The sequence below is a fragment of the Parvibaculum sp. genome (assembly GCF_030694575.1).
Classification (GTDB): Bacteria; Pseudomonadota; Alphaproteobacteria; order Parvibaculales; family Parvibaculaceae; genus Parvibaculum.
This window is the reverse complement of sequence record NZ_JAUYUS010000013.1, coordinates 29,461-50,235: the sequence shown is the minus strand read 5'-3', so window position 1 is coordinate 50,235 and position 20,775 is coordinate 29,461. Positions and strand designations below refer to the sequence as shown.

17 protein-coding genes and 1 riboswitch are annotated in these 20,775 nt (G+C 64.5%); of the genes, 6 read left to right on the top strand and 11 right to left on the bottom strand.

Features of this window, described 5'->3' with window-relative positions; all coding sequences use genetic code 11:
- Nucleotides 1-127 precede the first annotated feature (127 nt).
- Together Q8S60_RS02210 and Q8S60_RS02205 are read right to left on the bottom strand one after the other, a co-directional pair.
- The gene (locus Q8S60_RS02210) at nucleotides 128-772 is read right to left on the bottom strand and encodes a polysaccharide biosynthesis/export family protein (RefSeq protein ID WP_305278477.1); all 645 of its coding nucleotides are present in this window, start codon (nucleotides 770-772) and stop codon (nucleotides 128-130) included.
- A 184-nt stretch (nucleotides 773-956) separates the two neighbouring features.
- Entirely contained in the window at nucleotides 957-1,760 is an 804-nt protein-coding gene (locus tag Q8S60_RS02205; protein WP_305278478.1) for a metallophosphoesterase family protein, read from the bottom strand.
- Nucleotides 1,761-1,996: 236 nt separating this feature from the next.
- Here Q8S60_RS02205 and Q8S60_RS02200 point away from each other — a divergent pair, with 236 nt between their 5' ends.
- From Q8S60_RS02200 to Q8S60_RS02180, 5 genes are all read left to right on the top strand, one after another.
- The gene (locus Q8S60_RS02200) at nucleotides 1,997-3,007 is read left to right on the top strand and encodes an SIS domain-containing protein (RefSeq protein ID WP_370867311.1); all 1,011 of its coding nucleotides are present in this window, start codon (nucleotides 1,997-1,999) and stop codon (nucleotides 3,005-3,007) included.
- Nucleotides 3,008-3,123: 116 nt separating this feature from the next.
- Nucleotides 3,124-4,530 (top strand): DUF1800 family protein, encoded by a 1,407-nt coding sequence (locus Q8S60_RS02195; protein ID WP_305278480.1) that lies wholly within the window; start codon nucleotides 3,124-3,126, stop codon nucleotides 4,528-4,530.
- A 4-nt stretch (nucleotides 4,531-4,534) separates the two neighbouring features.
- Entirely contained in the window at nucleotides 4,535-5,722 is a 1,188-nt protein-coding gene (locus Q8S60_RS02190; protein WP_305278482.1) for a DUF1501 domain-containing protein, read from the top strand.
- 178 nt (nucleotides 5,723-5,900) lie between these two features.
- Nucleotides 5,901-7,058, top strand: coding sequence for a site-2 protease family protein (locus tag Q8S60_RS02185; RefSeq protein ID WP_305278483.1), 1,158 nt, complete (start codon nucleotides 5,901-5,903; stop codon nucleotides 7,056-7,058).
- Between the two features lie 44 nt (nucleotides 7,059-7,102).
- On the top strand, nucleotides 7,103-7,681 hold the full coding sequence (locus Q8S60_RS02180) for a D-sedoheptulose 7-phosphate isomerase (protein ID WP_305278484.1): 579 nt from the start codon (nucleotides 7,103-7,105) through the stop codon (nucleotides 7,679-7,681).
- On the opposite strand, the gene Q8S60_RS02175 is transcribed toward Q8S60_RS02180, so the two are convergent.
- Both Q8S60_RS02175 and rfaE1 read right to left on the bottom strand, forming a co-directional pair.
- Complete coding sequence (locus tag Q8S60_RS02175) at nucleotides 7,672-8,505, bottom strand: CPBP family intramembrane glutamic endopeptidase (RefSeq protein ID WP_305278486.1); 834 nt, start codon at nucleotides 8,503-8,505, stop codon at nucleotides 7,672-7,674. The genes Q8S60_RS02180 and Q8S60_RS02175 overlap by 10 nt on opposite strands.
- A gap of 10 nt (nucleotides 8,506-8,515) precedes the next feature.
- Nucleotides 8,516-9,982, bottom strand: coding sequence for a D-glycero-beta-D-manno-heptose-7-phosphate kinase (gene rfaE1 / locus Q8S60_RS02170; protein ID WP_305278487.1), 1,467 nt, complete (start codon nucleotides 9,980-9,982; stop codon nucleotides 8,516-8,518).
- 101 nt (nucleotides 9,983-10,083) lie between these two features.
- Here rfaE1 and Q8S60_RS02165 point away from each other — a divergent pair, with 101 nt between their 5' ends.
- A complete protein-coding gene (locus tag Q8S60_RS02165) occupies nucleotides 10,084-10,713 on the top strand; it encodes an HAD-IIIA family hydrolase (RefSeq protein WP_305278488.1) in 630 nt (209 codons plus the stop codon).
- On the opposite strand, the gene atzF is transcribed toward Q8S60_RS02165, so the two are convergent.
- From atzF to Q8S60_RS02130, 7 genes are all read right to left on the bottom strand, one after another.
- Nucleotides 10,710-12,500 carry an allophanate hydrolase gene (atzF, locus tag Q8S60_RS02160; RefSeq protein ID WP_305278490.1) on the bottom strand — a complete coding sequence of 597 codons (1,791 nt, stop codon included), beginning with the start codon at nucleotides 12,498-12,500 and terminating at the stop codon, nucleotides 10,710-10,712. The genes Q8S60_RS02165 and atzF overlap by 4 nt on opposite strands.
- The gene (uca, locus tag Q8S60_RS02155) at nucleotides 12,497-16,117 is read right to left on the bottom strand and encodes an urea carboxylase (protein WP_305278491.1); all 3,621 of its coding nucleotides are present in this window, start codon (nucleotides 16,115-16,117) and stop codon (nucleotides 12,497-12,499) included. Before uca ends, atzF begins: the two co-directional genes overlap by 4 nt.
- 79 nt (nucleotides 16,118-16,196) lie before the next feature.
- Complete coding sequence (locus tag Q8S60_RS02150; protein ID WP_305278493.1) at nucleotides 16,197-16,832, bottom strand: urea amidolyase associated protein UAAP2; 636 nt, start codon at nucleotides 16,830-16,832, stop codon at nucleotides 16,197-16,199.
- Nucleotides 16,829-17,668 (bottom strand): urea amidolyase associated protein UAAP1, encoded by an 840-nt coding sequence (locus Q8S60_RS02145; protein WP_305278495.1) that lies wholly within the window; start codon nucleotides 17,666-17,668, stop codon nucleotides 16,829-16,831. The genes Q8S60_RS02150 and Q8S60_RS02145 overlap by 4 nt, the downstream gene beginning before the upstream one ends.
- A 95-nt stretch (nucleotides 17,669-17,763) precedes the next feature.
- The gene (locus Q8S60_RS02140; protein ID WP_305278497.1) at nucleotides 17,764-18,537 is read right to left on the bottom strand and encodes an ABC transporter ATP-binding protein; all 774 of its coding nucleotides are present in this window, start codon (nucleotides 18,535-18,537) and stop codon (nucleotides 17,764-17,766) included.
- Nucleotides 18,534-19,355, bottom strand: coding sequence for an ABC transporter permease (locus tag Q8S60_RS02135; protein ID WP_305278498.1), 822 nt, complete (start codon nucleotides 19,353-19,355; stop codon nucleotides 18,534-18,536). Before Q8S60_RS02135 ends, Q8S60_RS02140 begins: the two co-directional genes overlap by 4 nt.
- Nucleotides 19,356-19,384: 29 nt before the next feature.
- Nucleotides 19,385-20,467, bottom strand: coding sequence for a putative urea ABC transporter substrate-binding protein (locus Q8S60_RS02130; protein ID WP_305278499.1), 1,083 nt, complete (start codon nucleotides 20,465-20,467; stop codon nucleotides 19,385-19,387).
- A gap of 92 nt (nucleotides 20,468-20,559) precedes the next feature.
- Nucleotides 20,560-20,683, bottom strand: a riboswitch (guanidine-I (ykkC/yxkD leader).
- Nucleotides 20,684-20,775: the final 92 nt, after the last annotated feature.

Here is a 20,775-nt window from a genome sequence, read left to right as displayed (position 1 = left end):
TGACCTAAGTTTTCATTGGCCGTTGCGAAAATGCCTCTCTTTGGAATCCGGATTCTTCCTATGTGTGACCTGCATTAACGGAAACGTCTCAAGTCGACACACGTTCCTCATCACAAAAAATTCACGGTCAGAAGAAACGTTCGGGCACCCGCACCACATCGCCCGGCAGCACCTTGACTGCCTGACTGGCCGGGTATTCGACCTCGTTCCCTTTGCCCCGCGTAATGTAAAGGCGGTCCTGATTGGCCCGGTATGTATAGCCGCCAGCCACCGCGATGGCGTTCAGCGCCGTCATGCCGCTTCGATAGGGATACTGACCGGGGTTTCCGACTTCACCATAGATATAGAAGGGCCTGTAATTCAGGACCTCGACACTTACCTTGGGACTTGTCAGGTAGCCTTCCTGCAACTTGGCCTCGACTGCGCTTTCGAAGTCGCTGAGCGTCAGGCCTTCGGCATGAACCTGGCCTATCAGCGGCAGGGCGACCTTGCCGGACCCGCTGACATCGAACTCGCCGGAAAGATCGCCTTCCCCGAATACGATCACACGAAGCCTGTCGCCGGAACCGAGCCGGTAATCGATGTCGGCATCGGGCGGAAGCGGCATGCTCTCGGAAGAAGACTGCTGGACAGGAGAAGGAGCGTTCGTCCGGGGACCATCGCAGGCGGCAAGCGAGCCGAAAAGGAGAACGGCAGCGAGCGCGGCGCCGAGACGGCGCATCGCGCTCCCGGGTTTGTCGAGACGGAAAAAGCTTGCGGCCGACTGCATCATGATTAGCCCCTTGGACGATCGCAACATGGTCCCGCATCGCGGCGAAGCCGGTTGCCCTTACACAAAACGAATACCGGCTCCACCCGCTGCAAAAAATGCCGGAGCGCAGTCTTTGACCATATCCGCTATTTCCGTTCAAGAATGAGTGCAAATAAAGGCAAATGATCGCAGGCTTCGCTGCAGTCTAACTCGCCCTGGCAAGGGGCACGCTGCCGCCGCCCGTCTGTACCAAGCGTCGCGCAGAGCCCTCGAGCACAAGCGCGGTTAACACCCCAGTCATATAGGCCCCAGTATCTACACCGATCCGATTAGAACGAAAGACAACCTCTTCTTTGGGGGTATGACCATGCACAACGACTTTGCCGAAGGAGCTACCCGATTCAAGAAAGTCGTCGCGAATCCAGAGCAGGTCTTCCTCGATCTGACGGTGCAGTGCAATTCCCGGCCGGACGCCCGCATGGGTGAAAAAATAGTCTCCGAACTCCACCGAGAGCGGCAGCATTTCCAGGAAGCGCCGATGGCTCTTCGGCAGAACCTCATTGAAACGCTCGCGCGCTCGTTCGAAGTCCTTCGGATCGTCGGAGAGAGTCAGCTCTTTGATGCCATAGGAATGGAGCGTCTCGAGACCGCCGTAATATTTCCACGTCCGGCCAAAAGCGGCGTCCCCCAGAAACTGCAGCAGCGCCTGTTCGTGATTACCCTTCAGAAAAACCCGCTCGAAACCGGGGATGAGATCGCCGGTCAGCCGGTCGAGCACCTCACAGGACTGGAGTCCGCGGTCTACATAATCGCCCAGGAAAATCAGTATGTTGCGCTTCGCAGCGCAGCCCTTCGCATCGGCCGCGATCAAATCGAGAAGCTGAGCCAGCAGGTCGTCCCGGCCGTGGATATCGCCGATCGCGTAAAGACGCGTGTCTTCCGGCGCATGCGCAGGAACACTTCCGGCGCCAAGAGCGCCCCGCAACCGGCTGACCAATCCGCCAAACACAAGCATCCTCTTCCGGTCCCGTTGCCGGTCCGTCTGTTTCCCCCTTGCGGGAGACAGTAGAGATTTCACCGCTACAAACAAGAATATGCACCGCCGTTATGGATTTTGAGATACCCAACTGCGGCAGTTAAGTCACGCCTGCTGCCATCATCCCGTCCCCGTGATATATAAAGTGGCAACGCAACCGATATATAAAGACGGCATGCAGCGCGATTTCGCGACGCCGCGCATGGGAGATGTACTTGCCCCGCATTGAAAACGACGGATCCGACCGGGTCGTGGCCACCGAGGCCGGCACCTCGCATCTCGCCTCCGCCAGGCGGACGCTCTTGCTTGAAATCGAAGGACTGAAGCAGCTCGCCGCGTCGCTGGACGGTCCCTTTACCAGGGCCGTGGACGAACTCGGCCGCAGCGCCGGCCGGGTGATCGTGACCGGCATGGGCAAGTCCGGCCATATCGCGCGCAAGATCGCCGCGACGATGGCCTCGACCGGAACGCCTGCCCAATATGTTCACCCCGGCGAAGCAAGCCATGGCGACCTCGGCATGATCGCCAACGGCGACGTCATTCTGGCGCTGTCCTGGTCGGGCGAGACCGCCGAACTCTCCAGCATCATTTCGCACGCAAAACGGTTTGCCATTCCACTAATCGGCATGACCTCGGAGGCGAAAAGTGCACTCGGGACAGCAGCCGACGTCGCCCTCATTCTCCCGCGTGCCGAGGAAGCGTGCCCCAACAAGCTCGCGCCGACCACCTCGACCACCATGCAGCTCGCGCTGGGCGACGCCCTCGCGATCGCCCTTCTGGAGAAAAAAGGCTTTTCAGCCAAGGACTTCAGCATCTTCCATCCCGGCGGCAAGCTTGGGGCCATGCTGCGCCACGTTTCGGAAGTCATGCATACCGGCGACGAATTGCCCCTGACCGCGCCCGAAAGCCGGATGTCCGAGGTGCTGCTCGTCATGTCGCAAAAGAGCCTCGGCTGCGCGGGCATCGTGGACAAGGACGGCAAACTCATAGGCGTCATTACCGATGGCGACATCCGCCGCAATTCGGGCAGCAACCTGCTCGACCGGACGGCGAGCGACATCATGAATCGCTCGCCCAAGACCGTCGCCCCGGACATGCTTGCCTCGGAGGCGGTGAAAATCCTCAATGAGAAGAAGATCACGAGCCTTTTCGTCGTCGAGAGCGAGAGACCTTTGGGCCTTGTTCATATTCATGATTTCCTCAAGGCCGGCGTCGTTTAGAGGGGACCACCTGCCTCCGGCCCGGAAATATTTGACCGGACACACCCCTGCCGCCCCGTTTCCGCCGGAAAGTGCTGCTAGTTTTCGCGAACCTGCGGCGGAGCGAATAGGCCTTTATGGCCGGCAAGGCGGAACGGGCAGCCGTGACTTACAGTAGGGAAATCGAACGTCTGACTGCGAGTGTCCGGTTCGGGCTGGGCACGAATGCAGCCGACCGGGAAGCAATGGGCGCCGACCCTCGCGGCTGGCTGGCTGACCAGATCGAGACTTCGATTCCTGTCCCCTCGTCGGCGGTGCCGCCGAGCGCCGGCCAGGAGGCCGAAACTTACTACCGTCTCCGGGAGTACGAGCGCTCGGTTTCTGACGGGCCTGACGCCGAAAATGCGCGCCTTTCCTCCCAGCAGTCTCTGCTCCGGTTGCGTGACATCCTTTCCGAAGCGACGCTCGACACCCTGTCGACGGCAGTCGAAACTCAGCATCCGTTCCGCGAAAGGCTTATCCGGTTCTGGAGCAATCATTTCTCGGTCCAGCCCAAGAACTGGCTTGCGAAAATCGCACTCCCCTACTTCGCAGGAACGGCAATATCTCCATTCGTTGCCGCCCCCTTCGAGGAGATGCTCCTCTCGGTATGCCGCCACCCGGCGATGCAGATCTATCTCGACAGCGGTCGCTCGACCGGCCCGAACTCCAAGGTTGGCCTCAAGAGAGGGCTGGGCCTCAACGAGAACCTGGCGCGTGAGATCCTGGAACTCCATACATTAGGTGTGGGCGGCGGCTATTCACAGGAGGATGTAATAGAACTCGCCGCGGCACTGACCGGATGGACCAGCGGCAAGCCCAAGGATGAGGAAACGGCATGGCGTTTCATCTTTCAGCCTGCCCGGCACGAACCCGGCGGCGCAACCCTGCTCAGCAAGACCTATCCCGACAAGGGCGAAGCCACCGCCGAACACATTCTGCGCGACCTTGCGCGCCATCCCTCGACCGCCCGCCACATTGCAACAAAACTCGCCCGGCATTTTATCGATGACGACCCGCCGGAGTCTGCGGTCGACAAGCTGGAGCGCCGCTGGCTTGAAACGCAAGGCGATCTCGGCGAGGTCTCGCGCACCCTTGTCACGCTCGACGAGGCCCGCGCTTCGCTCTTTTCCAAGCTGAAACAGCCGGGCGATCTGGTGGTGTCTTCCCTCCGCGCACTCGATATGGAAATGACGCCTCAGCTCGCGAAGCTCGCGGCCCGGCATCAGGCGGCAATGGGCCAGCCCCTTCTTCGCCCGCCCGGACCGCAAGGCTGGTACGACACCGCCCAGGACTGGAGCGATCCCGGTTCGCTCTCAAGGAGAGTGGATTGGGGCGTAGCGCTCGCCGCGCAGACCAGCGACAGCACCAATGCACGCGCGGCCATGGAGCGAAATTTCGGCTCACTCGTGGACCGCGACAACCGCCTTGCTATCGAACGCGCATCGACCAGACAGGAGGCCGCCGCGATACTCATTGCCTCGCCTCTCTTCCAGCGGAGATAAAAGCATGGCGAAAGCACAGATCGGACGGCGGCAATTTCTGGCCCTTTCGTGCGGCACTGCCCTTGCCTCCCTCGCGGAAACGAAATTCGCCTTCGCCGCGGAAGCGCCGGAGGGACCCGCCCTCGTCATCGTCAATCTCAGGGGCGGCATGGACGGGCTTGCCACCGTCGTGCCCTATGGCGATCCGAACTACGCGGGAACGAGGCGCGGACTGGCGCTTGCCGCACCTGGACAAGACAAGGGCATTACCGACCTCGATGGCTTTTTCGGTCTGCATCCGGCGCTGGGTTTCTGCGGCCAATGTCATGCGAAGGGCGAAATGCTTGCCGTGATCGGCGCGGCCTCACCCTACCGGGAGCGATCGCATTTCGACGCCCAGGACGTACTTGCAAACGGAACCGCGGAACCGAAGGGCCGGAGCGGCTGGCTGAACAGGGCTCTGCCCTTCACCAATCCAGGGAACGGAGCGCTGGCGGTCGGATCGCTTGTGCCTCTTCTCCTTCGCGGCAAGGCACCGGTTTCCTCATGGATTCCGCCGGTCACGGAGGAACCGGACGAGAATTTCCTCGCCTTGATGGACCGGCTTTATGCAACGGACCCTCTGCTTGGCAAAGTCTGGCAGCAAAGCCGCGACAGGAATTTCCGGCAAACCGCTTCCGGTGGCCGGAACGAGAATTCGTTCGAGCAGGCTTGCGGAATTGCAGCGGAGATGATGAGCGGCGAAGCCGGGCCACGGGTCGTGTCGCTTGAACTGTCCGGCTGGGATACGCATGCAGGCCAGGGCGCCGAAAACGGGCGGCTTGCCAGGCAGTTTACCGTTCTGGATAGCGGGCTTGAGCGCTTGGCTGTTGGAATTGGCGAGGAGCGCTGGCGCCGGACGGCCGTGCTTGTGGTGAGCGAATTCGGCCGGACCGTCCGGATGAACGGCACGGGCGGCACGGATCACGGCACGGGCGGCACGGCATTGCTGCTCGGCGGCGCCGTGCAGGGCGGACGCGTGGTGAACGATTGGCGCGGGCTCGACGACAAGAACCTCTATGAAAACAGGGACTTGTATCCCTCGATCGACCTTCGCTCGGTGTTCAAGGCGGTGCTGCACGACCATATGAAGGTGAACCGGAAGGCGCTCGAACGCGACGTCTTTCCCGATAGCCAACCCGCAAAGCCCCTGCCCGATCTCATCCGCGCGTGAAATTCGGCACCGGCTGTCATCGAACTGTCACCGAACTGTCATAAAGCCGGGCGCCTTGCCCGGCTTTTGCCCGTCGAGCGACCGGGCGTCCCTGCGCGGAATTGCCGCCAGGAACACGAAACACGGACCCCGGCATGCATATAGACTGCCCGGAGCCCACAAGGAGCGAGACCTCAGCATGTTCGGTGCCCAGATCCGACTTTTCCGCCTGATGGGATTCGACGTGAATCTCGACGTGAGCTGGATATTCATCGCCCTCCTGATCTCATGGACACTGGCGACTGGATATTTTCCCGCCTACTCGCCGGGCCTGACGCCTCTCGCCTACTGGTCGATGGGCATTGTCGGTGCGGCCGGGCTCTTCCTTTCCATCGTCCTGCACGAGTTGGCCCATTCGGTGGTGGCGCGGCGCTACGACATTCCGATCAGCGGCATCACGCTCTTCATCTTCGGTGGTGTCGCGCATATGGAGAAGGAACCGCCGACGCCGCGCTCGGAACTGCTGATGGCGATTGCGGGCCCGATCGCGAGCCTTGGGCTCGCGGTCTTCTTCTATGTGGTGGCGAGCGCGCTGGCCGCGACCGAGGCAGGCGCGACGGCGGCGGCGGTCGCGGGCTATCTCGCGCTCATCAACCTGATCGTCGCGATCTTCAACATGGTTCCCGCCTTTCCTCTCGATGGCGGCCGCGTCTACCGCGCCTGGCTCTGGGGCCGCTCCGGCGACATCGTCGCGGCGACGCAACGCGCCTCGAAGGTCGGACAGGGTTTCGGCCTCGTCCTCATCGCGCTCGGCGTCATGAACCTTTTTTCGGGCAACCTCGTCGCCGGCATCTGGTGGGGCCTGATCGGCCTCTTCCTCTATTCGGCCTCGCGCGGTTCTTATGCGCAATTGCAGATGCAGCAGCTCCTGCAATCGGAGCCCGTGTCGCGGGTGATGACGCGCGACCCGCTGACGGTTCCCGCCGACATCTCGCTGCGGCGGCTGGTGGACGAGCATATCTACGGCTCGTTTCACGAAACCTTTCCGGTGATGGAGAACGGCACTCTCGTCGGCTGCATCGGGGTGGCTGATCTCCGCGCCATCGACCGCGCGGAATGGGAACGGCGCTCGGTGCGCGATACCATGCACCCCCTCTCCCGCCTGAACGCCATCGCACCCGGCGCCACCGCCGAGGAAGCATTGCGCCTCATGCGCGAGGGCGGAAATTCGCGCCTGATGGTGGTGAGCGGCGGCCGGCTCAACGGTATCGTGGCGCTGCGCGACATCATGCGGCTGGTCCGGCTCCGGGAAGAGCTCGGCGAGAGCGCTGGCCCGGCACCCCGCAGCAGCCTATAAACAGAGAAACCGGAACAGCGAACCGGAACTGCGAGGAAGTCCCCTTGGGTGCACACGATATTTTTCACGCCGCTTTCGACGAGCACATGAAAGTGGCGCAGGAGACGGCGAAGAAGCTCGAACAGGACTTCGCCGGTCTGGTCGCGGCCTGCTCCGAAGCGGTGGCGGGCGGCGGCAAGCTGCTCTTCTTCGGCAATGGCGGCAGCGCGGCGGACGCGCAGCACATCGCCGCCGAACTTTCCGTGCGCTTCATCAAGGACCGGCCGGCCATCGCCGCCATCGCGCTCACGACCGATACGTCGGTGCTGACGGCGGCGGCGAACGACATGGGCTATGAGCACGTCTTCGAACGCCAGGTCGAGGCGCTGGGACGGCGCGGCGATCTCGCCATCGGCATCTCGACATCCGGCAAGAGCCGCAACGTCGTTCTCGCGCTCGAAGCGGCGCGGCGCCAGGGGCTCGTGACCGCCGCCTTCGCGGGGGCGGATGCAAACCTCATGGAAGGTCTTGCCGATCACATTCTCTGCGTGCCGTCGAAGACGACCGCCCGCATCCAGGAGATGCACATCGTGCTCGGCCACATGCTCTGCGGCGCGCTGGAGCAGCAGCTCGGCTATGTCTGAACGCCGGCGGCAAGCATGGCGCCGATGCTCGGCATGAAGAGCACGAAATTATAGGCCGCATGCATCGCGATGGCGGGGCGAAGCGAACCGCTCCACCGCGTCAGCCAGGCCAGCACCATTCCCAGAACGAAGATGACGCCGCTGAGCACCCATCCGGCGACATCCGGCATGGTGAAAAGATGCCCGTGCATCAGCGAGAAGAAAACGGCCGTGAACGCCGCCGCGCCGGCAAAGGGAAGCCGGGCGCCAAGCACCCTGAGCACGATGCCCCGGAAATAAAGCTCTTCCACCAGCGGCGCGAGCAGCACGGCGATGACGAGCAGCAGGGCCGCCTCGCCGACCGTTTCAGGCATCAGCAGATCGCTCTGCTCGATCATCTGGCGCTGCGTCTCCTCCGGCAGCACCGAAAGCAGAAGCATGGCGAGAACGGCAAGCACGACACCCATGACGAGAGCCGCGAAGACGACGCGGCCGCGAACCGGCTGAAAATGCGTCTCTCTCAATCCGTATCCGCGCAACGCCAGCAGGGCCGCTATCGCAGCGGCGAGGGCGAAATAGAGAACGATCTGGCTTCCGTAGACGACATAGGTCGCATCCCTCACGCGGTCGAATGCCGCGCGAAGTTCCGGGAAAGAAAGACCGTGCAGGAGGGCATAAACAAGTGCGACAGCGGCGCCGAGCAGCAACGTGGCCGCGACGGCCAGCAGCGGCACGGCGGCGATGTCCCACCAGCGATGCGCGGGACGAAAGGTCACGAGCGGCGTCGCGTCAGCGGCTTCGTCCGGTTCGGCGGACGGCGCCGGCTTCTCTCCCCAACCCGGCATATGTTTTCCCTCAACCCTTCAGGCGCGCAAGCGTGTTGGTGGTGCTGAAGCCGGGCACGACATCGACGATCTCCACCCGGCCGCCATTGGCGAGCACGAAATCCGCGCCGACGATCCTGTCGATCGTGTAGTCGCCGCCCTTCACCAGAAGATCGGGTCTGAGCGCCCGGATGAGCGCGTACGGCGTATCCTCCTCGAAGATCACAACGAGATCGACGGAGGTAAGCGCCGCAAGCACTGTCGCGCGCGCGATGTCGGGCTGCACGGGGCGGCCCTCGCCCTTGAGCCGCGTGACGGAGGCATCGCTGTTGAGACCGACCACCAGACGGTCGCACAGCGCCCGCGACCGTTCGAGCAGCGTGACATGGCCGGGATGCAGCAGGTCGAAGCAGCCATTGGTGAAGCCGACCCTGAGCCCGCGCGCGCGCCAGCCCGCGACGATATCCTGCGCGCTCTTGAGGCCCGCCACCTTTGCTTCGAGTGCCGAGAATTCGCGCTCGCGCAATTTGGCCGCCAGTTCGTCGCGATGAACCACGGCGGTGCCGACCTTGCCGACGACGATGCCGGCCGCCGAGTTCGCAAGGCTCGCCGCCTCCGCGAGCGGCAGTCCCACGGCAAGCGCGGCGGCGAGCGTCGAGACGACCGTATCGCCCGCGCCCGACACATCGAACACCTCGCGCGCCTCCGCCTTCAGATGCGTGACCTCGCCCGACGCGGCGACGACGCTCATGCCCGCCTGCGCCCGCGTGACGACGACGGCGCCGATGCCATGCGCGGCCATCAGCCCCCGCGCGGCGACGACGATCTCCTCATCCGTATCGACCGCGGCACCGCTCGCCTCGCCGAGTTCCTTGCGGTTCGGCGTGACGACGCTCGCGCCCGCGTAAAGGGAATAGTCGCGCCCCTTCGGATCGACGATCACGGGGATACCGGCCGCCCTTGCGGCGGCGATGGCGCCGCGCGCGAAGCCGGGCGTCAGCACGCCCTTGCCGTAGTCGGAAAGGATCAGCACCTGCCGGCCCTTCAGGGCGGCGGTGAGGGCGGCGAGCAACGCTTCCGCCGAAGCCTTGTCGAGCGGCTGCGTCGTCTCCCGGTCGGCGCGGAGGATCTGCTGGCTCATGGCGACGAAGCGCGTCTTGACCGTGGTGGCGCGGCCGGGAACGACGGTGAGCATGGCCTCGATGCCCGCTTCCGCGCCGAGCGCCGCCTTCAGTTCCGTCCCCGCCTCGTCGCCACCGACGGCAGACAGGAAGGCGACATCCGCCCCGAGGGCGGCGAGGTTGCGCGCCACATTGCCCGCGCCGCCCGGCATGACCCGCTCGTCATCGACCCGGAGGACGGGAATCGGCGCCTCGGGCGAAATGCGCTCGACATGGCCGTAGACGAAGCGGTCGAGCATGACGTCGCCCGCAAGCGCCACCCGCGCACGGCCCAGCCCTTCCACAAGCGATTGAATATCCGGGGCTTTTTCGGTCATAAAACGGTCTCTGATGATCTCGCGGGCGCAATCATGGCGAAGCGGCGCTCAAGATAGCGTAAAAACGTCGACATGTTCCGCCCCCTTCGAGACCCTGCCTCATGCCCGTTCCCGACGAAATCTGGCTTTCGACCGCGACGCCGCCCCGCAGGCAAGGCCGGGCGGGCCTCTTTCTCGACCGGGACGGCGTTCTGGTCAAGGAGGTCAACTACCTGAAAAACAAGGAAGATGTGGCGCTGGAAGCGGGCGCGGCAGAGCTTGTCGCCTGGGGCCGGCACAAGGACCTCGGCACCGTCTGCGTCACCAACCAGTCCGGCATCGCCCGGGGCCTCATTTCATGGCCGGCCTTCCTCGATGTCGAGGCCGAGATCACCCGCCAGCTCGCGGCGCAGGGAGTCGCGCTCGACCTCACCATCGCCTGCCCCTTCCACCCCGATTTCACGCCGGGCTATGGCAACGGCCATGCTGGCTGGCGCAAGCCCGGCTGCCGCATGATCGAACATGCCGGCGCGCTGATGGGCCTCGACCTGAAAAGAAGCTGGCTCGTCGGCGACAGGACGGGCGACATCGCCGCCGCCAGAGGCGCGGGCCTCAAAGGCGCCGTCCTTGTGCTGACGGGTTATGGCATGGCGGAGCGCGACGCGGCGCTGGCGCTTGCGGCGCCCGGCTTCGAGGTCACCGCCGTCGCCGATCTTTTCGAGGCACGCCTGTTTCTCGAGCGGGCGTTCTAGCCCGCCTTCTCCATCTTCCGCGCCATATAGGCGCGCCAGCCGCCGAGCGCGGTGATTTCTTCCGCGCCCTCGAGCCCGCTTTCCTCGCAGAGAAAACCTTTCACCTTGCGCCCGCTGGCAAGGTCGAGCGTACCGATGCACAGGGGCTGCGGCACGCCGGCGATGAAACTTCCGAAGGCCGCGCGCGGCAGCCGCCAGACTTCAAGCTCGATCGAGGCGCCGCCGGACGCGACGCGCACGAGGCCCGGCCGGAACGGCGGCCCGTCCGCCAGCGCATAGAAACGGTAACCCGGCATGGTGCGCGTCCGCTCGACGAACATGGCCCCGCGCGAGGTCAGTTCATGATTGAGCGGCAGGCCGAACATATGCGCGCCGACCACCGCGAGTTCGATGAAGCCTTCATCCTCGAAACGCTGCCCCGGCGCGCCGGGCGCGAGCCCCTGCGCCGCCGCGAAGGCGGATGCGAGCGCGACGAGCTTCGTCTCGGAAAAGGCGGGCGCGGCAAGCGTGATGCCGAACGGCAATCCCTTGATACCGATGCCCGCCGGAATGGCGATGCCCGCCATGTCGAGCAAGTTCATGAAATTCGTATAGGTGCCGAGACGGCTGTTGAGCTTCAAAGGCTCCGCCGCAACCTGTTCCACCGTGTAGGTCGTGGGCGCGGTCGGCACCACCAGAACATCGATATCGGCGAACAGCGCCGCCGCCCGGCGCTTCAGCGCTTCGAGCTTGTACATCGCCTCGAAGACCTCGACCGCGCTTCTGGACTTTCCGCCGAGAACGATGCCCCTGACCGTCGGATCGGTATCCTTCTCATGCGCCTCGATGAAGGCGCCGACCGCCGCCGTCCGCTCCGCCACCCAGGGGCCCTCGTAGAGCAGCGCCGCCGCCTCCGCGAACATCGAGAAATCGATCCGGCGCGCCCGCCCGCCCAGTTCTTCCAGCCGCTCCGCCGCCTCGCCGAACAACCGCGCCGCCTCGTCGTCGCCGAAGAATTGCAGGTCGGACGCGCGCGGCACCGCGAAAGTGAAGCCAGTGCCCGGCAGCGGCGGCACTTCCGGCATCCGGGCGCGGGCATAAATGTCCAGCGGGTCGAAGATTGCCGCTTCCTCGAACACCGCCTGCGCATCCTCCGCCGTCAGCGCGAAGATCGAGACGCAATCGAGCGACCGGCAGGCAGGCACGACGCCGCGCGTGGAAAGCATGCCGCGCGTCGGCTTCAACCCGACGATGTTGTTGAAGGCGGCGGGCACGCGGCCCGATCCCGCCGTGTCGGTGCCGAGCGCGAAGCCGACAAGCCCCGCGGCCACGGCGACGGCGGAACCGGAGGAAGAGCCGCCGGAAATATAATCGGCATTGAAGACGGAGCGCGGGCTCCCATGCGGCGAGCGCGTGCCGACAAGCCCGGTCGCGAACTGGTCGAGGTTGGTCTTGCCGATGGGGACGGCGCCCGCCGCGATCAGCCGCGCGACGACGGGCGCGCTCTCCTTCGGCTCATAGGCGAAGGCGGGACAGCCCGCCGTGGTCGGCAATCCGGCAAGGTCGATATTGTCCTTCACCGCAAAGGGAATGCCGAACAGCGGCATGCGCGCCCGCTGCTCGCGCGGCAAGGCATCGAGCGATTTTGCCCGCGCGATCGCATCCTCATGCGGCACGCGCGAAATCCAGACGGCGGGATCGCCACAGGCATCGGCGCGCGAAAGCGCCTCCGCCGCAACGTCTTCCGCACGGACACCGGCCGCGAAGGCCGCCCGCAGCGAGGCGAAAGAAAAAGAAAAACCCTTCACGACACAGCCTCCAGCCTCGGTTGCACCTCGTCGAGCGGCACCAGCGTCACAAGCGCCTGCCCCGCCTGAACCATCTTGCCCGGCGCGCAATGCACTTCATGCACCCGCGCCGCGAAGGGCGCGCGCACTTCGATTTCCATCTTCATCGACTCCATGATCACCAGCGTATCGTCGGCGGCAACCTCGTCGCCCGGCACGACGCCGATCGACCAGACATTGCCGGGAACGCCCGCTTCCACAAGCTGCCCGCCTTCCGGCAATTCGGAAATTTCCTCGATTGTCTCTGCCTCGGGCTCCATCGACGCCATCGCGAGGCCCTGCTCTTCCCAGCGGCGGCGCTCCTCCTCGAAGGCATGGCGCTGCGACACGCGGAAATCGGCGATGGCGGCGGCGTTCTCGTCGAGATAGGAGAAATAATCGCTGAGGCGGAAGCTCCCCTCCTCGATGCGCACTTCATACTCGCCGTGCAGAAACGCCTCCCGCGCATCGAGAAGCTCCTCCGCCGAGACCGGGAAGAAGCGCAAGCGGTCGAAGAAACGCAAGAGCCACGGCTTTCCGAAATTTTCCGTCCGGCGCCAGCTGTTCCACATCTGCACCGTGCGGCCGACAAGCTGGTAGCCGCCCGGCCCCTCCATGCCATAGACGCAGAGATAGGCGCCGCCGATGCCGACCGCGTTTTCCGGCGTCCATGTCCGCGCGGGATTGTATTTCGTCGTGACGAGCCGATGACGCGGATCGAGCGGCGTCGCGACCGGCGCGCCGAGATAGACATCGCCGAGACCCAGCACCATGTAGTCCGCGTCATAGACGATGCGGCGCACATCCTCGATATGGGAGAGGCCGTTGATCCGGCGGATGAATTCGATATTGCTCGGCACCCAGGGCGCATCGGGCCGGACCAGCGTGCCGTATTTGCGCACCGCCTCCCGCGCCGCCTCGTCGTCCCACGACAAGGGCAGATGCACGATGCGGCTCGGCACTTCGATGTCGGCGCTCGCGGGAAGCGCGCGCTCCATCTCCTCAAGCAGGGCGAGAAGTTTCCGTGCAGGAAGAATATCGGGATCGAAATGGATCTGCAGCGAGCGGATGCCCGGCGTCATTTCGAGGATGCCGGCAAGCGCGCGTGCCTCCAGCGCCGTCATCATCGCGTGGGCGCGGAAGCGCAATGCGAAGTCGAGAACGATGGGCCCGTATTCGATCAACAGATAATCGTCGCCCGCGCGGCGATAGGTGACTTCCGTTTCGAGGTCGGTGAGCCGCGCGAGGATCGCATCTTCATGCGGGGCGGCTGCGATGACGGGCGCGGCGGGGCGCAGAAGCGTCTCGATCCGGCCTTCCTCGGCCCGGCGCAGTTCCGCCGCCTCGTCCTCGCCGATCCTCCGGAAGCGCACCTTGTCGCCCGGCCTCAACTGCCCGAGCTTCCAGAGCTCCGCCTTGGCGAGCGTCGCCGGGCAGACGAAGCCGCCAAGGCTCGGCCCGTCCGGCCCGAGAATGATCGGCATGTCGCCGGTAAAGTCGATCGTGCCGACGGCATAGGCGTTGTCGTGAATGTTCGACGGGTGAAGCCCCGCCTCGCCGCCATCCTTGCGCGCCCAGCCGGGCTTCGGTCCCATCAGCCGCACGCCCGTGCGCGCTGAATTGTAGTGAACCTCGTAGGCCGTGCCGAACAGCGCCTCTATGTCCTCGTCGAGGAAGAAGTCCGGCGCGCCATGCGGCCCGTATAGCGCCGCGATTTCCCATTCGCGCGTCAGCGCGGGCCGCGCGGAGAGAGGCAGCGGCCCCGAAGCCGCGGGCGCAACTGCGCCCTCCCGATTGACGCGCAGCACATCGCCCGTCTTCAGCGCGCCCGGTGCATGGCCGCCGAACCGCCCCAGCGTGAAGGCGGAGCGCGAGCCGAGATAGACCGGCGCGTCGAAACCGTGGCGCACGGCGAGATAGGCGCGCTGCCCCGCACCCTCGACCGCGCCGAGCGCCAGCACCTGCCCGCGCTTCACATCGACCGCCTGCCAGAACGGCACGGCCGCGCCGTCGAGCGTCGCCTTCATTTCCGCGCCGCCAAGCGCGATGGTCGCGTCGCCGCGAAAACGCAGCGTCGGCCCGTTCAGCGTCATTTCCAGCGTTGCCGCATCCTGGGGATTGCCGACGAGGCGGTTCGCCAGCCGGTGCGACAGCGGGTCCATCGGCCCGGACGGCGGCACACCGACATTCCACAGCCCCACGCGGCCCGGATAATCCTGCAGGCTCGACTGTGCGCCGGGCGCGAGAACGTCGATGCCGGCGCTTTCATAATCGTACCCGGCGAGCGTCGAAGTGAGCATGCGGCCGTCGAGAAATTCCGGTGCCCGCGCGAGAACCCGCAAATAGTCGAGATTGGTCTCGATGCCGTAGACGCGGGACGCATCGAGCACGCCGGCAAGCTTCGCAACGGCCTCCGCGCGCGTTCCGCCTTTCACGATGATCTTGGCGAGCATCGGATCGTAGAACGGCGTCACCTCCGTTCCCGTGGCGATCCATCCGTCGATGCGCGCATCAGCGGGAAAGGAAACCTCGGTGAGAAGACCGGACGACGGCTGGAAATTGCGGCCGGGATCTTCCGCATAAAGCCGGACCTCGATGGCATGTCCCGCGGGCTCGCGCTGATACGCCGCGAGATCGCCGATGTCTCCGGCCGCCTGACGCACCATCATTTCGACAAGATCGAGCCCCGTCACCTCTTCCGTCACGGGATGTTCGACCTGCAGCCGCGTATTCACTTCGAGGAAATAGAATTTCTTTTCCGTCTCGTCATAGATGAACTCGACCGTTCCGGCCGACGCATAGGAAACGCTTTCGCCAAGCCGCACCGCCGCTTCGTGCAGCGCCGCGCGGTTCTCCGCCGTGAGGTTCGGCGCCGGCGTCTCCTCGATGACCTTCTGGTTGCGGCGCTGCGCCGAGCAATCGCGTTCGCCGAGCGCGATGACATTTCCCGCGCCATCGCCGAAAATCTGCACCTCGATGTGCCGCGCGGCGGCGACATATTTCTCGATGAAGAGGCCGCTGTCCTTGAAATTCGCCAGCGCGAGACGCCGCACCGTGTCGTAGAGGCGCGGCATGTCCGCCGCCGAATGGCAAAGCTGCAAACCGATGCCGCCGCCCCCAGCCGTGCTTTTCAGCATCACCGGATAACCGATCTCGTTCGCCTGCGTCAGCGCATCGTCGAGATCGACGATGAGGCCCGATCCCGGCAGCAGCGGCACGCCGCTCTTCTCCGCCAGTTCGCGCGCCGTATGCTTCAGCGCGAAGGCGCGCATATGTTCCGGCCGGGGCCCGATAAAGGCGACGCCCTCGCGCGCCAGCGCGCTCGCGAATTCCGGGTTCTCGCTCAGAAACCCGTAACCCGGATGCACGGCCTCGGCGCCCGTGGCGCGCACGGCATCGAGAATGGCATCGACATCGAGATAGCTTTCCGCGACCGGCGCCGGGCCGACGCATACCGCCTCGTCGGCGAGGCGCACATGCGGCGCAAAACGATCGGCTTCGGAATAGATCGCGACCGGCGAAATACCCATGCGCCGCAGCGTCTCGATGACGCGAACTGCAATCTCGCCGCGATTGGCGATCAGAACCCTGGCGAACATCTGGCCTCCGAATGGGGTGCCAGCCCGCCGGCCCCGCATCCCCGCCAAGGCAGATGCGAAACGGCGGGCGGACGGGACGTCATGCGTCCCAGATCAATGTGCGGATCGGTGTGGGATTGAAGCCGTTGCAGGGATTGTTCACCTGCGGGCAATTGGAGATGACGCAGAGAATGTCCATCTCCGCCTTTATCTCCACATAGTCGCCCGGCTTCGACACACCATCGACGATGGCGAGCGTCCCGTCCGGCTCCACCGGCACATTCATGAAAAAATTGATGTTCGACACGAGATCGCGCTTCGTCATGCCATGTTGCGAGAGCGCCATCACGAAATTGTCGCGGCAGCTGTGCATGTATTTCGTCTCGTGGCCGAAGCGCACCGTATTCGCTTCCGACGAACAGGCACCCGCCGACGTGTCGTGGCCACCCACCGTGTCGGCGACGACGACGGCCATCGCATTGCCCTCGTTCGTGAAGAGGCGCGAACCCGTGGTGAGATAGGGCGAGCCTTGCGCGCGCACGGTCTCCTGCGCGCAATAGCGCTCCTCCGGGTCGTGCGCATTGTAGAAAAGCGTGTCCACAGCCTGCGGCCCGTCGAGATCGACGATGCGCAGCACCTGCCCCTTCTTCACGACATGGGACCAGGGCCTGTTGGCGGGCACGGTGAAATCGTAGACGGCGGCGGCGGGATCGCGCGGCGATGTCGTGAGGGTCATCGGGCGTTCCTCCCCTGCGCGAGGTAATATTCGTTGTTCTCGAAGCCGCGTTGCGCCTCCTCCGTCGCCGTCCGGCAGAAATCCTGCGGGCCGGGCGGCGGCGAGGACCACACGACCAGCTCGATATCCTTCGGCGCATAATCGCCGGGCGCGAGCGGATGGGGCGCGTTCGACACGAACACGAGAAGATCGAGTTCGGCGCGCAGATCGACATAGTCGCCCGCCGCCGCACCCTTGCCCTGCCATGCGAGAGTGCCGGATGCGTCGACACCCACCGGTGCGAACAGCGTCACGCAGGGCGGCAGGTCGCGCTTGCTCAACCCGTGCTTCGCGGCAAGCAGAATGAAATTGTCGCGCGTGTTGCGCAAAGCCGCGTTGCCGTATTTCGCTTCGTTGGTGCGGGCGGTGGAGCCGCCGGCCAGCGCGTCGTTGAAGCCGAAACTGTCGTCGGTGATGGAGGCAAGCACGCGCCCCATGTCGGAGAAGAGCACACGGCCGCGCGAGAGCCGCGCCGTCCACTGGATTTTCACCGTGTCGCCTGCGTTGAAACGCTCGGTCGGGTCGTCGGCATTGTAAAGCAGCAGCGACACGCCCGCCGTTCCGCCCGTGTTGACGACGCGCATCGTATCGCCGCGCCGCACGAGCCCGGACCAGCCCCAGCCCGCCGGCACCGTTTCCCGGAAGGTAACGAGCGCCGGGTCGAGCATGGCGGGATTGCCGGTCGCCTCGCTGAAATCGCGGCGCTTCGCTTTCGCGCCGCTGTAGAGCGCTTCGTAGCGCGCCTTGTTCGCCGCATAGGGGTTTGCGGTTTCGGTGCGGGATGATGCCTCTGCCATCGCGCGTCTCCTCTAGCGTGCCGGGAGTGCGCTCCCGGCATAAACCTGGCCGTCCAGGCAGGTGGTTCAAGCGCCGCGGGCCGTCCCGCGTGCTTTCATTTCGCCGCCGCCGCGAGCGGGGCGGGTGCTTCCGGCCGCGGCGGCACCGTCTTGCCGTCGACCTTGAGATCGAAGGTGACGGTCGCGCCATAGGCTTTCAGCTCTTCCGGCCGCGTCCGCCGCCGGTCGAAGGCGATGACGCGCGTGCCGAGCTTGAAGGCCTCGGACAGATCGTGCGTCACCATGAAGATGGTCATGCCCTCGTCCCGCCAGAGCCGCAGCATGATCTCGTGAACTTCCGCGCGGATACCAGGGTCCAGCGCGCCGAAGGGCTCGTCGAGCAGCAATATCTTCGGCTTCTTGATGAGCGCCTGTGCGATCGCGAGCCGCTGCTGCATGCCGCCTGAAAGTTCGGACGGGTATTTGTGCGCGGATTGCTCCAGCCCCACGCATTTGAGCATGTCGAGCGACGCCGCCCGCGCACGCCGCCGCGCGCGACCGAAAAGCCGCGCCGCCACGGGGCTCGCCGCGAACTCAAGGCCGAGCATCACGTTCTGCAAGGCGGTGAGATGCGGAAAGACGGAATATTTCTGGAACACCACGCCCCTGTCCGGCGACGGCTCCGCCTCGAGCGCAACGCCGTCGATCAGGATGCGGCCCTTGGAGGGCGCCTCGTCGCCCAGCATCATGCGAAGGAAAGTGGACTTGCCGCAGCCCGACGGCCCGACCAGCGAAATGAAGGAGCCCGGCTCCGTCTCGAAGCTGACGTTCTCGAGCACGGTCTGGTCGCCATAGGACTTCCAGAGGTTTTCAACCGTCACGCGCGTCATTGCCCGTTCCCCCGATACATCCAGCGGAAGGCGATCCGCTGGAACAGCCGCAGCGCGAGATCGAGCGAGAAGGCAAGGATGGTGATCCACGCGACATAAGGAAGGATGACATCCATCGCGAGATAGCGGCGCATCAGGAAGATGCGGTAGCCGAGCCCGCTGTCGGAGGCGATGGCCTCGGCGGCGATGAGAAAGAGCCAGGCCGCGCCGAGCGAAAGCCGCACGCCGTCGATGAGGCGCGGCAGCATCTGCGGCACGACGACCCGCAGGATGATCTGCCATGTCGAAGCACCGAGCGTCTGCGCCTTGATGATTTCCTCGTGTGGAATCTCGGCGGTGCGGAGCGCAAGGTCGCGGATGATGAAAGGCACGATACCCACCACCACCAGTACCACTTTCGCGAGTTCGCCCAGCCCGAAGATGATGAAGAGAATTGGCAGCACCGCGAGCGGCGGGATCATCGACAGCACGCCCGTAAAGGCGTTGAAGGTGGCTCTGAAATAGGGAATGAGCCCCTGCAGGATGCCGAAGACCCCGCCGATCAGCGTGGCGATGGCGACACCGATGCCGAGCCTTGTGAGGCTCGACACGGTGTCGCTCCAGAGCAGGTAGTTGCCCGTTCGCGGGTCGGGCAGAAACGCCATGCGCTCGACCGCCGCTGCGATGGTCGACCATCCGGGAAGCAGCTTGTCGTTCGGGTTGACCGACAGCCGCGCCTCGGAGGCGACCATGTAGCAGATGACGACGATTACGAACGGCAGGAGCATGAGCGCGAGCTGCGTCACGGCATCCGGCCGCCGGTTGATGAATCTACGCATGGCGTTACTGACCTCGTGACCGCCGGCCTCTAGAGCTTGCCTTCGGCGGCAAGCTTCGCGTACTCGGTGTTGTAGCGGAGCAGCACATTGCCCGCTTCGCCGACGATCGTTCCGTCCGCGAGCTCGATGCCGATATAGCCCGGCGACGTCGCGTCCTGACCCAGCAGCCCGTGATCGAACAGGAACTTGTTCACGAAATGCGTGGTCTTTTCGAGTTCCGTTTCGGTGAACGAGATATAGTCCTGCGGCGTGTAGAACATTGCCGTCGCCGCGAGCTGCGCTTCATAGCCCGCGAGATCGGTGCCCGACGCCGTGCCCATCGCCGTCTTGGCGGCGGTGGCGGCCTCGTCGCCGGCCGACATCAGCGCCATCGTCTCGTACCAGATGCCCGTCATCGCCTTGGCGAAGTCGGGATTGTCCTTCAGCGTCTGCGTGTTGACGACCAGCGAGTCCTGGATTTCGCCGGGAAGCTTCGTCGAGTCGAAGACATTATATGCGCTCTTGTCGGCGAGAATTTCCGCCGCCATCGGGTTCCATGTCACCATCGCGGTCACGTCCTTCGTGCCCCATGCGGCGATCATGTCGGCATCCGACGTGTTCACCACCGTCACGTCCTTCTCGCTCATGCCGATGGATTCGAGCCCGCGCGCCAGCGTGTAATGCGACACGGAAAGCTCCACCAGATTGACCTTCTGCCCCTTGATGTCCGCGAGCTTGTCCTTGCCCTTCAGGATGATGACGTCGTTGCCGTTCGAATAGTCGCAGATGATGAGGATGGTCGAGTCGACGCCGCCGGCGGACGGAATGGCGAGCGCGTCCATGTTGGTCGACATGATGCCGTCATAGGCGCCGGCCGTGTACTGGTTGATGCCTTCGATGTAGTCGTTGAACTGCACCAGCTCGATATTGATGCCGTACTTGTCGGCCCACTTCTTGACGATGCCGTTATCCTGCGCGTAGCCCCAGGGCATCCAGCCGACATAGATCGACCAGCCGACCTTGAAATCCTTTTTCGGCGCTGCGTAGGCAGGAGACAAGGAGACGAGAACGAGCGCCAGCGCGGCGAAAGCCGCCGTAAACAATCTGAGTGAAGAGAGCTTGAAAGAAGTCATATAGCCAGTCCTCCGGATCAGGTGATCGCGTTTCAAAAATCGGAGGATCGGCGTCACGGCGGTATTGCAATGCCAATCCCCGCATTACATCCGTCTCCCGGGCTTTTATCCCGCCGTGTACCTGCCCGCTGTTCACCGGACAGGGTGCGGCTCTCGGACCAGCACTTCGCAAAACTCGAACGCAAACGCGAAGCCGGAACCCTAGCCGCTGCCAATCCATGCTTCGCAAGCCCCGTGCCAGAAGCGAACGGCGGCAAATCGGGGGCTTGGCGGCGGCGGCGAGGCAGTGCAGGCTCGGAAATAAGCAG

Bases quoted from the DNA above. Each gene is read 5' to 3' on its own strand.
- Q8S60_RS02140 (WP_305278497.1), bottom strand. From the start codon at position 18,537: ATGACGCGCGTGACGGTTGAAAACCTCTGGAAGTCCTATGGCGACCAG.
- Q8S60_RS02190 (WP_305278482.1), top strand. From the start codon at position 4,535: ATGGCGAAAGCACAGATCGGACGGCGGCAATTTCTGGCCCTTTCGTGC.
- rfaE1 (WP_305278487.1), bottom strand. From the start codon at position 9,982: ATGACCGAAAAAGCCCCGGATATTCAATCGCTTGTGGAAGGGCTGGGC.
- Q8S60_RS02210 (WP_305278477.1), bottom strand. From the start codon at position 772: ATGATGCAGTCGGCCGCAAGCTTTTTCCGTCTCGACAAACCCGGGAGC.
- Q8S60_RS02145 (WP_305278495.1), bottom strand. From the start codon at position 17,668: ATGGCAGAGGCATCATCCCGCACCGAAACCGCAAACCCCTATGCGGCG.
- Q8S60_RS02135 (WP_305278498.1), bottom strand. From the start codon at position 19,355: ATGCGTAGATTCATCAACCGGCGGCCGGATGCCGTGACGCAGCTCGCG.
- Q8S60_RS02165 (WP_305278488.1), top strand. From the start codon at position 10,084: ATGCCCGTTCCCGACGAAATCTGGCTTTCGACCGCGACGCCGCCCCGC.
- Q8S60_RS02185 (WP_305278483.1), top strand. From the start codon at position 5,901: ATGTTCGGTGCCCAGATCCGACTTTTCCGCCTGATGGGATTCGACGTG.
- Q8S60_RS02175 (WP_305278486.1), bottom strand. From the start codon at position 8,505: ATGCCGGGTTGGGGAGAGAAGCCGGCGCCGTCCGCCGAACCGGACGAA.
- Q8S60_RS02200 (WP_370867311.1), top strand. From the start codon at position 1,997: ATGTACTTGCCCCGCATTGAAAACGACGGATCCGACCGGGTCGTGGCC.
- uca (WP_305278491.1), bottom strand. From the start codon at position 16,117: ATGTTCGCCAGGGTTCTGATCGCCAATCGCGGCGAGATTGCAGTTCGC.
- Q8S60_RS02195 (WP_305278480.1), top strand. From the start codon at position 3,124: ATGGCCGGCAAGGCGGAACGGGCAGCCGTGACTTACAGTAGGGAAATC.
- Q8S60_RS02130 (WP_305278499.1), bottom strand. From the start codon at position 20,467: ATGACTTCTTTCAAGCTCTCTTCACTCAGATTGTTTACGGCGGCTTTC.
- Q8S60_RS02150 (WP_305278493.1), bottom strand. From the start codon at position 16,832: ATGACCCTCACGACATCGCCGCGCGATCCCGCCGCCGCCGTCTACGAT.